At 75.1% G+C, this 15,128-nt stretch carries 16 protein-coding genes and 1 riboswitch; of the genes, 5 read left to right on the top strand and 11 right to left on the bottom strand.

The window, feature by feature from the left end; translation table 11 throughout:
* Positions 1-82: 82 nt before the first annotated feature.
* Positions 83-1,183, bottom strand: a complete 1,101-nt coding sequence (locus EUS26_RS08405; RefSeq protein WP_130013069.1) for a quinone-dependent dihydroorotate dehydrogenase — start codon at positions 1,181-1,183, stop codon at positions 83-85.
* 23 nt (positions 1,184-1,206) lie between these two features.
* Here EUS26_RS08405 and EUS26_RS08400 point away from each other — a divergent pair, with 23 nt between their 5' ends.
* The 3 genes from EUS26_RS08400 to EUS26_RS08390 all read left to right on the top strand — a co-directional run bounded on the left by EUS26_RS08400 (position 1,207) and on the right by EUS26_RS08390 (position 4,220).
* Positions 1,207-2,328, top strand: coding sequence for a mannose-1-phosphate guanylyltransferase (locus EUS26_RS08400; protein ID WP_130013067.1), 1,122 nt, complete (start codon positions 1,207-1,209; stop codon positions 2,326-2,328).
* Positions 2,329-2,464: 136 nt separating this feature from the next.
* Positions 2,465-3,625: a glycosyltransferase family 4 protein gene (locus EUS26_RS08395; RefSeq protein ID WP_202865090.1), complete on the top strand. Its 1,161-nt coding sequence runs from the start codon at positions 2,465-2,467 to the stop codon at positions 3,623-3,625.
* Between the two features lie 46 nt (positions 3,626-3,671).
* Positions 3,672-4,220: a 2'-5' RNA ligase family protein gene (locus EUS26_RS08390; RefSeq protein WP_130013063.1), complete on the top strand. Its 549-nt coding sequence runs from the start codon at positions 3,672-3,674 to the stop codon at positions 4,218-4,220.
* Between the two features lie 54 nt (positions 4,221-4,274).
* On the opposite strand, the gene EUS26_RS08385 is transcribed toward EUS26_RS08390, so the two are convergent.
* Entirely contained in the window at positions 4,275-4,613 is a 339-nt protein-coding gene (locus EUS26_RS08385) for a LysM peptidoglycan-binding domain-containing protein (RefSeq protein ID WP_130013061.1), read from the bottom strand.
* 225 nt (positions 4,614-4,838) lie between these two features.
* Between EUS26_RS08385 and EUS26_RS08380 the strand changes: the two genes are divergently transcribed.
* Complete coding sequence (locus EUS26_RS08380) at positions 4,839-5,825, top strand: malate dehydrogenase (RefSeq protein ID WP_130013059.1); 987 nt, start codon at positions 4,839-4,841, stop codon at positions 5,823-5,825.
* A 77-nt stretch (positions 5,826-5,902) separates the two neighbouring features.
* On the opposite strand, the gene EUS26_RS08375 is transcribed toward EUS26_RS08380, so the two are convergent.
* The 5 genes from EUS26_RS08375 to purH are packed head-to-tail and all read right to left on the bottom strand — an operon-like array spanning position 5,903 to position 10,292.
* Entirely contained in the window at positions 5,903-6,205 is a 303-nt protein-coding gene (locus tag EUS26_RS08375; RefSeq protein WP_130013057.1) for a DUF3017 domain-containing protein, read from the bottom strand.
* Positions 6,205-7,056 (bottom strand): bifunctional methylenetetrahydrofolate dehydrogenase/methenyltetrahydrofolate cyclohydrolase, encoded by an 852-nt coding sequence (locus EUS26_RS08370; protein WP_130013055.1) that lies wholly within the window; start codon positions 7,054-7,056, stop codon positions 6,205-6,207. Before EUS26_RS08370 ends, EUS26_RS08375 begins: the two co-directional genes overlap by 1 nt.
* A gap of 33 nt (positions 7,057-7,089) precedes the next feature.
* Complete coding sequence (locus EUS26_RS08365; protein WP_130013053.1) at positions 7,090-7,638, bottom strand: glycine cleavage system transcriptional repressor; 549 nt, start codon at positions 7,636-7,638, stop codon at positions 7,090-7,092.
* A gap of 10 nt (positions 7,639-7,648) precedes the next feature.
* Complete coding sequence (locus EUS26_RS08360) at positions 7,649-8,686, bottom strand: DMT family transporter (protein ID WP_130013052.1); 1,038 nt, start codon at positions 8,684-8,686, stop codon at positions 7,649-7,651.
* Positions 8,676-10,292 (bottom strand): bifunctional phosphoribosylaminoimidazolecarboxamide formyltransferase/IMP cyclohydrolase, encoded by a 1,617-nt coding sequence (gene purH, locus EUS26_RS08355; protein WP_420330000.1) that lies wholly within the window; start codon positions 10,290-10,292, stop codon positions 8,676-8,678. Before purH ends, EUS26_RS08360 begins: the two co-directional genes overlap by 11 nt.
* A 57-nt stretch (positions 10,293-10,349) precedes the next feature.
* Positions 10,350-10,426, bottom strand: a riboswitch (ZMP/ZTP riboswitch).
* Positions 10,427-10,469: 43 nt separating this feature from the next.
* Here purH and EUS26_RS08350 point away from each other — a divergent pair.
* Complete coding sequence (locus EUS26_RS08350; RefSeq protein ID WP_130013050.1) at positions 10,470-11,090, top strand: class I SAM-dependent methyltransferase; 621 nt, start codon at positions 10,470-10,472, stop codon at positions 11,088-11,090.
* Here the strand turns inward: EUS26_RS08350 and purN are convergent.
* Genes purN through sucC form a run of 4 tightly spaced genes read right to left on the bottom strand, consistent with a single transcriptional unit; the run spans position 11,049 to position 15,125 of the window.
* A complete protein-coding gene (gene purN / locus EUS26_RS08345) occupies positions 11,049-11,642 on the bottom strand; it encodes a phosphoribosylglycinamide formyltransferase (protein WP_420329999.1) in 594 nt (197 codons plus the stop codon). The genes EUS26_RS08350 and purN overlap by 42 nt on opposite strands.
* Positions 11,643-11,658: 16 nt before the next feature.
* Entirely contained in the window at positions 11,659-12,960 is a 1,302-nt protein-coding gene (locus EUS26_RS08340; protein ID WP_130013048.1) for a cell division protein PerM, read from the bottom strand.
* Positions 12,961-13,011: 51 nt separating this feature from the next.
* Positions 13,012-13,902, bottom strand: a complete 891-nt coding sequence (sucD, locus tag EUS26_RS08335) for a succinate--CoA ligase subunit alpha (RefSeq protein ID WP_130013047.1) — start codon at positions 13,900-13,902, stop codon at positions 13,012-13,014.
* 41 nt (positions 13,903-13,943) lie between these two features.
* Positions 13,944-15,125 carry an ADP-forming succinate--CoA ligase subunit beta gene (gene sucC / locus EUS26_RS08330; protein WP_130013045.1) on the bottom strand — a complete coding sequence of 394 codons (1,182 nt, stop codon included), beginning with the start codon at positions 15,123-15,125 and terminating at the stop codon, positions 13,944-13,946.
* Positions 15,126-15,128 lie beyond the last annotated feature (3 nt).

Raw genomic sequence — 15,128 nt, 5'->3', positions numbered from 1 at the left:
CGCCGCGCATGGTTGCCCTCACCCCCACCGGGCGCCGCGCATGGTTGCCCTCACCCCCACCGGGCGCCGCGGATGGTTGCCCTCACCCCCACCCGGAGCTGCGCAGGGTCGTCGCGGCCACCGCGTCCGCGACGAGGGCGGGCCCGGCATACACCAGGCCGGTGTAGAGCTGGACCAGGTCGGCACCCGCGTCGACCAGCGCGGCCGCGTCCGCCCCGGTCAGCACACCACCCACCCCGATGACCGGCAGGTCGGTCCACCGACGCACCTGGCCGACGACCTCCCGGGCCCGCAGCGTCAGGGGTGCGCCGGAGAGCCCACCGGTCTCGGCCTGGGCCCGCACCCGGTCGACCGCCGCGACCCCGTCCCGCGACAGGGTGGTGTTGGTCGCGATGACACCGCGGACCCCGGAGTCCACCGCCACGCCCACCGCCTGCTCCAGCGCCGGCTCGGTGAGGTCGGGGGCCACCTTGACGAGCACCGGCACGTCGGCGGCCCGTACGACCGCGGTGAGCAGCTCGGCCAGCGGCCCGGCGTCCTGCAGCGAGCGCAGGCCGGGGGTGTTCGGGGAGGAGACGTTGACCGCCAGGTAGTCGGCGACCCCGGCGAGGGCGCGGACCGATACGAGGTAGTCCTCGACGGCCTCCTCCACGGGGGTCACCTTGTTCTTGCCGATGCTGACCCCGACCGGCAGCCGCACCAGACCGGCGGAGCGGGCCGCCCGGAGCCGGGCCGCGAGCGCCTCGACCCCCTCGTTGTTGAACCCCATCCGGTTGACGACCGCCCGGCTGGCCGGCAGCCGGACGAGCCGGGGCCGGGGGTTGCCGGGCTGCGGCCGGGGGGTCACGGTGCCGAGCTCCACGTGGCCCAGGCCCAGGGCGCCCCAGGCCGGGACCGCGCGCCCGTCCTTGTCCATGCCGGCCGCGAGACCGACTCGGTGGGCGAAGCGCAGGCCCAGCACCTCGACGCCCGCACCCCGCGGCACCGCCGCGCCGCCCACCGCGAGCAGGGCCCGGGTGAGCGGGGTCCGGCCCAGCAGGTCGAGCGCGTCGACGGTGGCGTGGTGAGCCCGCTCGGCGTCCGTGCGCCAGGCCACGGGCCGCAGCACCCGGCGGTAGCCGACCCGCTCCACGGCGCCGAGGACGCGGCGCGGGGCACCGGCGGACGACAGCGACGTGGGCATGGGGCAACCCTAGACTGGCGGGGGTGAGCACCTCTCCCCGCACGGTCGGCACCGACGACGCCTTCGCCGACCTCACCGCCGTCGTCCCGGCGGGGGGTGCCGGCACGCGGCTGTGGCCGCTGTCGCGCAGCGCCGCGCCCAAGTTCCTGCAGGACCTGACCGGGTCGGGGAGCTCTCTGCTGCAGGCGACGGTCGACCGGGTGGGCCGGCTCGTCGGGGACCGGGTGCTCGTCGTCACCGGCCGCGGTCACGCGGAGGCCGTGGCCCTCCAGCTCCCGGAGCTGGCCGACCACGGTCTCCTGCTCGAGCCCTCCCCCCGGGACTCCATGCCCGCGATCGGGTGGGCCGCCGCGGTGCTCGAGCGGCGCGACCCGCAGGCCGTCCTCGGCTCGTTCGCGGCCGACCACGTCATCGACGACGAGGAGGCCTTCGCGGAGGCCGTCCGCCAGGCGGTGGTGGCCGCCCGGGCCGGAGCGCTGGTCACCCTGGGCATCCGGCCCCGCTACCCCGCGACCGGGTTCGGCTACGTCGAGGTCGGCGAGCCGCGGTCCCACCCCGGTGCCTCCGACGTGCGCCGCGCCGCCTCGTTCGTGGAGAAGCCCGAGCTGCCCGTGGCCGAGCGCTACCTCGCGGGCGGTCGTCACCTGTGGAACGCCGGCATCTTCGTCGTGCGCGCCGGCGTCCTGCTCGACCTGCTCGCCGCCCAGCACCCGGAGATGGTGCGCACCCTGCGGCTGCTGGCCCGCCAGCCCGACCGGCTGGACGAGGTATGGGGCTCGCTCCCCGCCGTCTCCATCGACCGGGCGGTCGCCGAACCCGCCGCGCAGGCCGGTCACGTGGACGTGGTGCCCGCGGACCTGGGCTGGGACGACGTCGGCGACTTCGCCTCCCTGGCGACGCTGCTGGAGGAGCACCCGCGGCACGCGGGGGTGCGGGTGCTGGGCGACCCGTCCGACGTCGTGTCCAGCGACTCCAGCGGCCTGGTCGCGGCCCGCGGGGGTCGGACCGTCGTGACCCTGGGGGTGGAGGGGGTGGTCGTCGTGGACACCCCGGACGCGGTGCTCGTCACCACCCGGGAGCGCTGCCAGGACGTCCGGTCCGTGGTGTCCGCGCTGCAGCAGCTCGGCCGGGAGGACCTCACCTGAGATGACCTCCTCCCAGCACCCGACCCGACGGCGCCCCCTGCGGGACGGCCTCGGGCACCATCTGGTCACCCGGCGGCCACCCGACACACCCCCGGCATCCCCCGACGACACACCCCCGGCGACGAGGATGGACCACGTGCGCGTCGCCATCGTCACCGAGTCCTTCCTCCCCGCCCTCAACGGTGTCACCACGAGCGTGTGCAAGGTGCTGGAGTGCCTGCGCGAGCAGGGCCACGACGCGCTCGTCATCGCCCCGGGCACCAGCCCCTGGAGCCCGGTCATGACCCCGGAGCACTACGCCGGCTTCCCGGTGCACACCGTGACCAGCCTGCCGGTGCGCAAGTTCCGCGTGGGCCTGCCCTCCTACGAGCTCGAGACCGTCCTGCACCGCTTCGCACCCGACGTCGTGCACGTCGCCTCGCCCTTCGTGCTCGGGGTGCGCGGCCTCGTCGCCGCGCGGGCCCTCGGGATCCCGTCCGTCGCGATCTACCAGACGGACATGCCGTCCTACATCCGGCAGCACGCCGGACCCGCGGGCGACCTGACGGCGCGCGCCGCCTGGCGCTGGATCCGCCGCATCCACGAGCAGGCCGACCTCACCCTGGCCCCCTCCACCTCGGCGGTGGCCGACCTGGCCGCCCACGACGTCCCGCGGGTGGCGCTCTGGGGCCGTGGCGTCGACAGCGACCTCTTCCACCCGGACCGCCGTCAGGACCCGGCCGCCACGGCGCTGCACGACACGCTGGCGCCGCGCGGCGAGACCGTCCTGGGCTACGTCGGCCGGCTCGCACCGGAGAAGGAGCTGCACCGGCTCACCGAGCTCGCCTCCCTGCCCGGGACCCGGCTCGTGCTCGTCGGCGAGGGGCCCAGCCGGGAGATCCTGCAGGCGCAGCTCCCGGAGGCGGTCTTCCTCGGCCGGCGCGAGGGGGCCGAGCTGGCCCGCGCGTACGCCGCCTTCGACGTCTTCGTGCACACCGGCACCCGGGAGACCTTCGGCCAGACCCTGCAGGAGGCCTCGGCCGCCGGTCTGCCCGTCGTCGCCCCGGCGCGTGGCGGCCCGGTCGACCTCATCGAGCCGGGCAGGACCGGTGCGCTGTTCGACCCCGACGTCCGCGGGGCGCTGCGCGAGGCGGTCCTGCCCCTCGTCGGCCCCGGTGAGGTCGAGCGGGAGCTGCGCGGGCGGCTCGGCGCGGCCGGACGCCACCGGGTGGAGGAACGCTCGTGGCCCGCGCTGGTGGACCAGCTGGTCGAGCACTACTCCCGGGTCGTGCACGGCGCCACCCGCTCGGTGGCCTGAGGCCCTCGTCGCCGGACGGTCCTGGCGCGCCGAGTAGGATGCGCCGATGACCACCGGCCCCTCCCCCGACCCCGCGGTGGACCAGGTGGTGGTCGGGGTGGCCATCCCTGTCCCCGAACCGTGGGGAACCCACCTGCAGCGACTGCGGATCGGCTACGGCGAGGAGCGCGCCGCGCGGATCCCCACGCACATCACCCTGCTCCCGCCGACGCCGGTGGACCCGGCCGTGGTGGACGACCTGAGCGGGCACCTGGCGCGGGTGTCCGCGGCCGAGGCGCCGTTCGAGATCCTGCTGCGGGGCACAGGGACCTTCCGCCCGGTCTCCGACGTCGTCTTCATCCAGGTGGCCAAGGGGGTGGCGCCCTGCGAACGGCTCGAGCAGCAGGTGCGCTCCGGCCCGGTGCGCCGCACCGTCGACTTCCCCTACCACCCGCACGTCACCCTGGCCCACGACGTCCCCGCCCCGGCGCTGGACCGCGCGTTCGCCGACTTCGCGGCGTTCGGCTGCTCGTTCACCGCGGACGTGGTGCGCCTCTACGTCCACGAGGGCGACGGTCTGTGGCGCACGCGCGCCGACCACCCGCTCGCCGGCTGAGCCGCGGCCGGGCGGAGTCCGACGCGCTCGACCGGGTCTGCCAGGTCCGCGGGTTCAGCCGCGCGGCACCTTGAACACCTGGCCGGCGAAGACGAGGTCCGGCTCCTCGATGTTGTTGAGGCGGGCGATGGCGTCGGCGTCCACCCCGTGCCGGGCCGCGACGTCGGCGAGGGTCTCTCCGGGCTGCACGGTGGTGGTGGGGTGGCGCTCGGCCGCCGGGGCGGTCGCCGGCGCCTGCTCAGGTGTCGTCGCGGCCGCGGACGCGGACACGGACGCTTCTTTGGCGCCGGGACGGTCGTCGTGCTGCGGCCGCGCCTCGTCCCGGGTGGCGGTGCCGTCCGCATCCGTGCGGCGGCCGCGCAGGGCGCCCCTGATCCGGTCGATGAGTCCCATGCTCCACTCCGTTCCTGCGGGCCGGGCGGGGACGGCACCCCGCGCGCGACGGCCGTCGTGCCCGCGCACCGTAGCCCACCACCGTGCGGCCCGGCCACTCGGACGCGGCGCCCCCTCGGCAGGGTGCTAGCGTCGCTCGCACCAGCCGTCCGGCGGCACGGATCCTGCCTGGCACCGTGCGGGCACGGCGCCAGTCCAGCTGCACCCGAAGGAAGGTCCTCGCTCGTGAACACTCCCGTCAAGGTCGCCGTCACCGGAGCTGCCGGTCAGATCGGCTACAGCCTGCTCTTCCGCATCGCCTCCGGCGAGCTGCTGGGGCCGGACACCCCGGTCGAGCTGCGGCTGCTGGAGATCACCCCGGCCCTGGGCGCCCTCGAGGGCGTCGTCATGGAGCTCGACGACTGCGCTTTCCCGCTGCTCACCGATGTCCAGACCGGTGACGACGCCGACGTCGTCTTCGACGGCGTCAACGTGGCGCTGCTCGTCGGCGCGCGGCCGCGCACCAAGGGGATGGAGCGGGGCGACCTGCTGGAGGCCAATGGCGCCATCTTCACCGCCCAGGGCAAGGCCCTCAACGACCACGCCGCCGACGACGTGCGGATCACGGTGACGGGCAACCCGGCCAACACCAACGCCCTCATCGCCATGAGCAACGCTCCCGACATCCCGGCCGAGCGGTTCTCGGCCCTCACCCGGCTGGACCACAACCGGGCCATCGCCCAGCTGGCGGCCAAGGTCGGCTCCCCCGTCACCGACGTCTCGCACATGACGATCTGGGGCAACCACAGCGCCACCCAGTACCCGGACCTCTTCCACGCCCAGGTCGGTGGCCGCAACGCCGCCGAGGCCGTCGGCGACCAGCAGTGGATCGAGGACACCTTCATCCCGACCGTCGCCAAGCGCGGGGCCGCCATCATCGAGGCCCGCGGGTCCTCCTCCGCCGCGTCCGCGGCGTCGGCCACCATCGACCACGCCCGTGACTGGCTGCGCGGCTCGCCCGAGGGCGACTGGGTGTCGATGGCCGTGCGCTCCGACGGCTCCTACGGCGTCGAGGAGGGCCTCATCAGCTCCTTCCCGGTGACCACCCGCGACGGGTCCTACGAGATCGTCCAGGGCCTCGACATCGACGACTTCTCCCGGGGCCGGATCGCCGCCACGGTCGCCGAGCTGTCCGAGGAGAAGGCGGCCGTCACCCAGCTCGGCCTCATCTAGTCCGGCTCGCCCGTGGCGGGGCGAGGGAGGGCATACCCGGTATGCCGTGACCGGCGCAGGTGCGTGACGACCGCGGCTCAGCCCAGGCGCAGGGTGGCCGCGACGGCCACCGTCGCGGCACCGAGCAGCAGCAGGGTGACGATGTCGGTCGCCCGGCCGCGCACCGCCAGTCCCCCGGCCCGCCCGGGCGGGAGCACGGCGCGCAGGAGGGCCAGCACGCCCAGGGTGGCGCCGAGGGCGTAGCCGTAGGCCCGCAGGTTGGAGGACGTCAGGAGCACCGCCGAGACGACCAGCCCCAGCACGCCGACCCACCACGGGCCGAGCGGCTGCGTGGAGCCGCCCGCCTCCCGGCGCTGCTCGTCGCCCAGCGGGCCGCCCATCACGCCGCGTCGGCGGCGCGCTCCGCGGCCTCGACGACATTGCTCAGCAGCATGGCCCGGGTCATCGGGCCCACCCCGCCGGGGTTCGGGGTCAACCACCCGGCGACCTGCGCGACGTCCGGGTGCACGTCACCGGCGATCTTGCCGTCCCGCCGGGCCACGCCGACGTCCATGACGGCCGCGCCGGGCTTGACCATGTCGGGGGTGATCATGTCCGGCACCCCGGCCGCGGAGACGATGATGTCGGCCGACCGGGTGTGCGCCGCCAGGTCCCGGGTCCCGGTGTGGCACAGGGTCACCGTGGCGTTCTCGCTGCGCCGGGTGAGGATGAGCCCGAGCGGCCGCCCGACGGTCAGCCCGCGCCCGACCACGACCACCTCGGCGCCGGCGATCGGCACGTCGTAGCGCCGCAGCAGCTCCACGCAGCCCACCGGGGTGCACGGCAGGGGGGCCGGCTCGTTGAGGACGAGGGCGCCCAGGTTGGTGGGGTGCAGCCCGTCGACGTCCTTGGCCGGGTCGACCCGGGACAGGATCGCGAACTCGTCCAGCCCGGTGGGCTGCTGGACGAGGAAGGCGGTGACCGCAGGGTCGGCGTTGAGCTCGTCCACGGTCGCGAGCACCTCGTCGAGACCGGCCCCCGCAGGCAGCTCGCGCCGCACGGAGGTGATGCCGATCGCGGCGCAGTCCTTGTGCTTGGCCCCGACGTACCACCGGCTCGCCGGGTCGTCGCCGACGAGGACGGTCGCCAGCCCGGGGACGACGCCCCGCCGGGCCAGCGCCTCGACCCGGGTGCGCAGCTCGTCCTGGATGGTCGCGTGCACGGCCTTGCCGTCGAGGATCGTCGCGGTCATGGCGTCGAGTCTAGGACGCGGGGACGCCCCGGCTCACTCCCACTCCGGCTGGTCGTCGGCCTCGACGTCGAGGTCCACGAGCAGCTCGGAGGCCAGGGCCTCGAGAGCCTGGCGCAACGCTCCCTGGTCGGCCGTGCCGGGCACCCGCAGGCGCGCCTTCGCCGCGAAGAGGTCGCCACCGGCCTGCGGGGCCGGCACGACCTTGGTCTGCAGGTCCTCGACCGAGACGCCCTGCTCGGCGAGGACCGCGCTGATCTCCTTGACGATGCCGGGCCGGTCGTTGCCGATGAGGTCGAGGTGCAGCAGGTCGCCCTCGGGCACCGTCCCGGGCCCGGCGTCCGCGTCGTCGCCCACCAGCTGGACGGTGGTCTCCAGCACGCCCCCGAGCTCGCCCAGGGCCTCGGCCAGGGCCGGTGCCCGGCTGTCGGGGACCTGAACGGTGACGATCCCGGCGAACTTGCCGGCCAGCTCGGCCAGCTGGCTGCGCTCCCAGCTGCCCCCGTGCCCGGCCACCGCGTCGGCCAGCACGTTGACCAGTCCCGGACGGTCGTCGCCGATGACGGTGATCACGAGAGTCGCCATGGCGGGGAGCCTACCGGTGGGGGGCCGCCGCGGGCGAGGACACGCCCCGCCGCCTCGAGGGGCGGGCCAGCGCCGCCCAGACCGAGGCGGTGAGGGCCAGGAGCACGCCGAGCAGCAGCTGCGGGCCGAGCGCCGCCCGCCCGACCGGGTCGAGGGCGTCCAGCAGCATCCCCACCAGCAGCTGGGTGGTGATCGTCACCAGGGCGAAGACGAGCACCGGCAGGTGCTGCACGGCGTAGGCCGCGAGCGCGATGAAGACGATGCCCATGACGCCTCCGGTCCACGCCCACCAGGGCAACCCCGGCGCGACGGCGCTGGGGCGCAGACCACCGGCGGCGGAGGAGACGAGCCCGATCAGCACGAGCGTCAGCGTGCCCGTGAGGAAGTTGACCCAGGCGGTCGCGACCGGCGCCCGGCTCACCGTCGTGACCACGCCGTTGAGGGCCTGCTGCACGGAGGTCAGCGCGCCGGCCGCGCACACCAGCGTCAGCGCGAGGGCGAAGCCCACGCCGGCGCCGCCCCCGGGTCCGTCGTCGGCCGGCCGGGCGGAGGAGGCGACCGCCACCCCGACGACGGCCAGCAGCGCCGCAGCGGCCCGCCCGACCCGCAGCGGCTGTGCGGGTCCCGGCCCCAGCCCCACGCGGTCCACGAGCAGGGCGCTCACCGACTGCCCGCCGATCACCGCGACGAGGAAGGCGGTGACGCCGACCTGCGGCACGGCATACGTCTGGCTGGCGACGAGCAGGGCACCCCCGACCCCGCCCACGACCTGCCAGCGGCGCAGCCCCCCGGAGCGCACCGCGGACCAGATCACCGCGGCACGGCGCCGCAGCGGGGCCAGCCCCAGCAGCAGCGTGAGCACCACCAGGCCGCTGCCGAAGGACAGGGTCGCCGCGGGCAGCGCCCCCACCTGCTCCGAGAGCACGCCGTTGACCCGCGACTGGACCGGCAGCACCGCCCCGCAGGCACCCGCCGCGAGCAGCGGCAGCACGGTGCTGACGAGCGGCGCGGACCCGGCCGCCCGCTCCTCGGCGAGGTCAGTGGGCAAAGTGCCGGGTGCCGGTGAAGTACATCGTCACCCCCGCCTGCTCGGCCGCGGCGACGACCTCCTCGTCCCGGATCGAGCCGCCGGGGGCGACGACCGCACGGACGCCGGCGTCGAGCAGCACCTGCAGCCCGTCGGCGAAGGGGAAGAAGGCGTCGGAGGAGGCCACCGACCCGGCCGCCCGCTCCCCCGCCCGGCGCACCGCGAGCTGACAGGAGTCCACCCGGTTGACCTGGCCCATGCCGACGCCGACGGAGGCGCCGTCGTCGGCGAGCAGGATGGCGTTGGACCGCGTCGCGCGCACCGCGCGCCAGGCGAACTGCAGGTCGGCGAGGGTGGCCTCGTCGGCCGGGGCGCCGGCCACGAGCCGCCAGCGGTCGGCGTCGTCGCCGCCGCCGTCCACCTCGGCGTCGACGGCGTCGACCTCCTGCACGAGCAGACCGCCGGAGACGGCCCGGGTCTCCACACCGCCGGGTCGGGGCGAGGCGACGCGCAGCAGCCGGAGGTTCTTGCGGGCCTGCAGCACCTCGAGGGCGGCCGGCTCGAAGTCGGGCGCGACGACGACCTCGGTGAAGACCTCGGCGACCTGGCGGGCCATGGCCTCGGTGACCGGTCGGTTGGTCGCCACGATGCCGCCGAAGGCGGAGACCGGGTCGCAGGCGTGCGCCCGGGCGTGCGCCTGCGCCACGTCGGCGCCGACGGCGATGCCGCACGGGTTCGCGTGCTTGATGATCGCCACGGTCGGCTGGTCGCCGTGGTCGTGCGCGGCGCGGCGGGCGGCGTCGGCGTCGACGTAGTTGTTGAAGGACATCTCCTTGCCGCCCAGCTGCTCCGCCCCGGCGAGCGCCGGCCCGGTGCTGGCGGCGTCGACGTAGAGCGCGGCCCGCTGGTGCGGGTTCTCGCCGTACCGCAGCACCGCCGCGCGCTCCCAGGTGGCGCCCCGCCAGGCGGGGAAGCCGGTCCCGTCCCCGGTGTCCGCGAGGGCGTCCGCCATCCACGACGCGACGTGCACGTCGTAGGTCGCGGTGTGCACGAAGGCGTCAGCGGCCAGCCGCTGCCGCTGCGCCAGGGTGAAGCCGCCGCCGGCCACCGCGTCCAGCACCTGCGGGTATGCCGCGGGGCTAGTGACGACGGCCACGCTGCGGTGGTTCTTGGCCGCGGCGCGGACCATGGACGGCCCGCCGATGTCGATCTGCTCGACGCACTCGTCCTGGTCGGCCCCCGAGGCCACCGTGTCGGCGAACGGGTAGAGGTTGCCCACGACCAGGTCGAAGCCCTCGATCCCCAGCTCCTCGAGCTGGCGGACGTGCTCGGGGTCGGTGGTGTCGGCCAGCAGGCCGGCGTGCACGCGGGGGTGCAGGGTCTTGACCCTGCCGCCGAGGCACTCGGGGAAGCCGGTCAGCTCCTCGACCCGGGTGACGGGCAGGCCCAGCCCCTCGATGCGGGCGGCGGACCCGCCGGTGGAGACGAGGGCGACACCGGCCTCGGACAGCCCGGTGACCAGCTCGTCCAGGCCGGTCTTGTCGTAGACCGAGACCAGGGCGCGGCGGACCGGACGGCGCCCGTCGGTGGGGGTGTCGCTGGAGGGGGAGGGGGTCGGGATGCTCACGGCGGATCGCTCCTCGGGTGCGTGCCCGACGGCCGGTGCGGACCGTCGGACGGACGGTGCAGGCACCCAGGCGGGCGATGCCCACGCGTGCACTCCCCGGTGGTGTCCCACCCGCGCCAGTCGTGTCCGGCCAGTCTACCCGCGCCCGGGCACGCCTCCGCCCGGTAGGTTCGGGGCGTGGACGACAGGCAGGCGCGGCACGCGCGGCGCTGGGACCAGGTCGCCGACCGCTACGACGAGCTGTCGGCCGGCATCGAGCGCCGCCTGCTCGCACCGAGCCGTCCGTGGGTGGCCGGCCGCGCCCGCGGGGAGGTGCTGGAGGTCGGGGTGGGGACGGGGGCCAACCTGCCGTACTACCCCCCGGACGTCCGGCTGACCTGTCTGGAGCGCAGCGAGCCGATGCTCCAGCAGGCCCGGCAGCGGGCGGCCGACCTGGGCCGGCCGGTGACCTTCGTGCGGGGCGACGCGGGTGCCCTGGACGCCGAGGACGCGTCCTTCGACGCGGTCGTGTCGACCTTCACCCTGTGCTGCGTGCCCGACGTGGGGGCCGCCCTCGCCGAGATGGCCCGGGTGCTGCGCCCGGGAGGGTCCCTGCTGCTGGCCGACCACGTCGCCTCCGACCGCTGGTGGGTGCGGCTGCCGCAGGCGCTCGCCGACCTGGTGACCGTGCCGCTGGCGGGCGAGCACCTCGGCCGTCGCCCGGCGCCGCTCCTCGCGGCCGTCGGCCTGGAGGTGGCGGAGTCGGAGCGGACGTCGCTAGGCGTCGTCGAGCGGGTGCACGCGCGCCAGCCGGGGTAGCGCGGCCACCAGCATCTCCCGCTCGGCGACCTTGATGCGCTCGTGCAGGCTCTCCTCGGTGTCACCGTCCAGCACCGGCACGGCACGCTGGTCGAGGATGGGCCCGGTGTCGACACCGGCGTCGACCTCGTGCAGCGTGCACCCGCTGACCTTGACGCCGTGGGCGAGCGCGTCCCGGACGGCGTGCGCCCCCGGGAAGGAGGGCAGCAGGGCCGGGTGGGTGTTGACGACGCGGTGCGCCGCGAGCACCGACGGGCCGAGGATCCTCATGAACCCCGCGCTCAGCACCAGGTCCGGGTGGTGGGCGCCGATCCGGTCGGCCAGCGCCACGTCCCAGGCGTCCCGGTCCGGGTGGTCGGAGAGCGGCTCGACGAAGGTCGGCAGGCCCCTCCGGCGGGCCCGGTCCAGGCCCTCGATGCCGTCCCGGTCGGCACCGACGGCCACCACCTCCGCGGCGTAGGCAGGGTCGGCGCAGGCCTCGAGCACGGCCTCGAGCAGCGTGCCGGCACCGGAGACCAGGGCCACCACCCGGGGCCGGGGCAGCCCGCTCACCGGCGCCGGGCCGGGCTCACCGGCGTCCCCGGAGCCGTCGCCGGCTCAGGTGCAGCGCGGTCACGACGACCAGCCCGCCCACGGCCAGCTCCAGCAGCAGCAGTCCGGACGTCCGCCACGGCTCCACGCCGACGGTCCCCAGCAGGCCGGGGGTGAGCCCGCCCGTGGCCAGCCAGGACAGGATCAGCACGACCGCCGCGACGGCCACGCAGGAGGCCAGCATGATCTGCGCCTTGGTCCACCACGAGGACAGCCGGGACGCCGCCCCGACGGCCCGGTGGCCGAGCCAGCCGCCAGCGACGAGGGGCACCAGCGCGAGGGCCCACGGGCCGGGCGGCAGGGGCCCCGCCTCGGGCAGCGCGCCGAGGACCGGGAGCACCGGCAGGTCTCCCGGCGTGGTGGCGTTCCAACCCACGTGCACGGTGCCGACCGTCACCCCGGACCCGGTCATCCACGCCAGCGCCCACACCATGAGGTTCGGGAGCGCCAGCAGCTGGCCCACGGTGAGCAACGAGGTGCCGACGACCCCGGCGTCGAGCGAGCCGTAGAGGGTGATGATGCGCTCGCCGCGCAGCACCAGCAGCCCGAGCACGAGCAGCAGCGCCACGGTGACGAGGCCGACCAGCACCTCGGCGACCGGCGGCAGGGCGCGCCGCACCAGCACGGGGGTGCGCGCCTCGAGGAAGGCCAGGCCGGCGCCGACGGTGGGGTGCTCCTCGCGCCGGTGCTCTCCCAGCCACACCAGGCCCAGCGCCACCAGGGGCACGAGGACCGCTCCGGGCACGAGGGTGAGCAGCCGGACCGGGGCCAGCCCGAAGCTGGCCGTGTGCGCGACGAGCAGGCCGGCGAGGAGGTAGCCGAGGACGAAGGCCGTGCCGTCGGACCCGCCGAGGGCGCTCCACGCGGTGCGCCAGCCGCCGATCCTCGGGACCCGCGCCGTGAGGTGGTGGCGGCTCAGGACGACCTGGCGCGCGGCATACCAGCAGAGGCCGAGGAAGAGCAGGGTGAGCAGCAACGGCGCCAGCACCAGCTCGGCCGCGGGGGTGACGACGCTCGCGCGGTGGGCGAGCGCCCAGACGTCCACGCCGACGCCCACCGACTGCCAGAAGCTCGCCGTGCTGCGCTCGTCGACCACCCACGCCAGCACGGTGGGCAGCACCACGACGAGCAGGCCGAGCAGGACGCACACCACCCCGGCCGTCCCGGCCCCGAGCAGCTCCCCCAGCCGTCGGACGGTCAGCACCGGGCCCCGCCCGGCCACGCCGTCACGTGCCGCCTCGGGGGTCCGTCTGCCGCTCGTCCGCTCCGCCACAGTCATCCCCCTCATGGTCGGCGACGGGGGGTGGTCCCGGCGTGCGCGTGGTGCCCGTCAGCCGAGGCCGGCGATGATCTCCCGCATGAGCTCGGCGGTCTCCGACGGCGTCTTGCCGACCTTGACACCGGCGGCCTCGAGGGCCTCCTTCTTCGCCGCGGCCGTGCCCGAGGAGCCGGACACGATGGCGCCGGCGTGGCCCATCGTCTTGCCCTCCGGCGCGGTGAACCCGGCGACGTAGCCGACGACCGGCTTGGTGACGTTGTCCTTGATGTAGGCGGCGGCCCGCTCCTCGGCGTCGCCGCCGATCTCGCCGATCATGACGATGGCGTCGGTGTCCGGGTCGTCCTGGAAGGCCTGCAGGCAGTCGATGTGGGTGGTGCCGATGATCGGGTCACCGCCGATCCCGACGGCCGTGGAGAAGCCGATCTCCTTGAGCTCGTACATCATCTGGTAGGTCAGCGTGCCCGACTTGGACACCAGCCCGATCCGGCCGGGGCCGGTGATGTCCGCCGGGATGATGCCGGCGTTGGACTGCTCGGGGCTGATGAGCCCGGGGCAGTTGGGGCCGATGATCCGGGTGGTGCCCTTGTCCTGGGCGTAGGAGAAGAACTCCGCGGTGTCCTGCACCGGCACGCCCTCGGTGATGACGACGGCCAGCGGCATCCCCGCGTCGACCGCCTCGACGACGGCTGCCTTGGTGAAGGCCGGGGGCACGAAGAGCACGGACACGTTCGCGCCGGTCGCCTCCATCGCCTCGGCGACGGAGCCGAAGACCGGCACCTGCACGCCGTCCTCGAAGTCGACCGTCTGGCCGGCCTTGCGCGGGTTGACGCCGCCGACGACGCGGGTGCCGGAGCGCAGCATGCGCTGGGTGTGCTTCATCCCCTCGGAGCCGGTCATGCCCTGGACGATGACGTGGGAGTCGTGGGTGAGAAAGATCGCCATGGTGGTCTCGTCGTTTCCTTCGGTATGTCGTGTCGGCAGGGTCAGTTCGCGGCCAGCTCGGCGGCCCGGCGGGCGGCGCCGTCCATGGTGTCCTCGATGGTCACCAGGGGGTGGGCGGCCTCGGCGAGGATCGCGCGCCCCTCCTCGACGTTGTTGCCGTCCAGCCGGACGACCAGCGGCTTGGTCGCCTCGTCGCCCAGGATCTCCAGCGCCTTGACGATGCCGGTGGCGACCGCGTCGCAGGCCGTGATCCCGCCGAAGACGTTGACGAAGACCGACCTGACCTGCTCGTCGTTCAGGATGACGTCGAGCCCGTTGGACATGACCTCGGCCGAGGCACCACCGCCGATGTCGAGGAAGTTCGCCGGGCGGGCCTGGCCGGCGGTGTGCTCCTCGCCGGCGTAGGCGACCACGTCGAGGGTGGACATGACCAGCCCGGCGCCGTTGCCGATGATGCCGACGTTGCCGTCGAGCTTGACGTAGTTGAGGCCCATCTCCTTGGCCTTCGCCTCCAGCGGGTCCGCGGCGGCCGTGTCGGCCAGGGCCGCGTGGTCCTCGTGCCGGAAGTCGGCGTTGTCGTCGAGGGTGACCTTGCCGTCCAGGGCCAGCACCTGGCCGTCCTCGGTGCGCACCATCGGGTTGACCTCGACCAGCGTCGCGTCCTCCCCCTTGTAGACGTCCCACAGGCGCACCAGCGCCGGGGCGATGGCGTCCACGTCGGCGGTCTCGAAACCGGCCTGCTCGAGGATCTCGCGGGCCTTCGCGTCGTCGATGCCGGTGCCGGGGTCGACGGCGACCCGGGCGAGGGCCTCCGGCCGCTCCTCGGCCAGCGTCTCGATGTCCATCCCGCCCTCCTTGCTGCACATGGCGAGCAGCGAGCGGTTGGTCCGGTCCAGCAGCAGCGAGAAGTAGTACTCCTCCGCGATCCGGGCCCCCTGGGCGATCATCACCGCACCGACGGTGTGGCCCTTGATGTCCATGCCCAGGATCTGCTCGGCGGCCTCCACGGCCTCCTGCGGGCTCTTCGCCAGCTTGACGCCCCCGGCCTTGCCGCGCCCCCCGACCTTCACCTGGGCCTTGACGACGACGACCCCACCGCTGTCGGCGCCGACCCGCTCGGCCGCCGGACCAGCATCGGCGGCCTCGGTGACGACCTCGGCGGCGAGCACGGGTACCCCGTGCTTCTCGAAGAGGTCACGTGCCTGGTACTCGAACAGATCCACAGT

Source organism: Serinicoccus sediminis, from assembly GCF_004153545.1.
Classification (GTDB): Bacteria; Actinomycetota; Actinomycetes; order Actinomycetales; family Dermatophilaceae; genus Ornithinicoccus; species Ornithinicoccus sediminis_A.
The sequence above is the reverse complement of the archived record's forward strand: the minus strand, read 5'-3'. Positions and strand labels throughout refer to the sequence as shown.